The organism is Bifidobacterium aemilianum (assembly GCF_003315635.1).
GTDB lineage: Bacteria > Actinomycetota > Actinomycetes > Actinomycetales > Bifidobacteriaceae > Bifidobacterium > Bifidobacterium aemilianum.
In genome coordinates, this window is the sequence record NZ_PDCG01000037.1 from 1 (window position 1) to 519 (window position 519).

The 519-nt window shown below is 68.2% G+C and carries 1 pseudogene; it reads left to right on the forward strand.

Features of this window, described 5'->3' with window-relative positions:
• Positions 1-519, forward strand: a pseudogene (locus tag CRD60_RS08290) (NADP-dependent phosphogluconate dehydrogenase); the annotation flags it as partial.

The window sequence follows — 519 nt, forward strand, 5'->3', positions numbered from 1 at the left end:
TCTCATCCACGCCGGATCTGCGCAAGGAGGCCCAGGAGCAGCGGCTGGCCGGACCCAAGGCCGAGGGGGCGTTCGCATCCCTGGCCGCCGACCAGGAAGGGCGCAGGGCCTTCATCGAGGACATCCGCCAGGCCCTCTACGCCTCCAAGATCGTGGCCTACGCCCAGGGCTTCAACGAGATGGAGGAGGGGGCCAAGGTCTATGGATGGCAGTTGGACCTGGGTGCCATCGCCCGCATCTGGCGGGGTGGCTGCATCATCCGCGCCAGGTTCCTCAACCGCATCTCCGATGCCTACGGCTCCGGCGAGTCCTTCGGTTCCCTCCTGTTCGACCCCTTCTTCAAGCAGGCCGTGGAGGGCGCCCAGGATTCCTGGCGGCGTGTTGTGGCCCGTGCGGCCCAGGCCGGTCTGCCGGCTCCGGTCTTCGCCTCCTCCCTGTCCTACTACGACGCCCTGCGCTCCAAGCGCCTGCCCGCCGCACTGATCCAGGGGCAGCGCGACCTCTTCGGTGCCCATACTT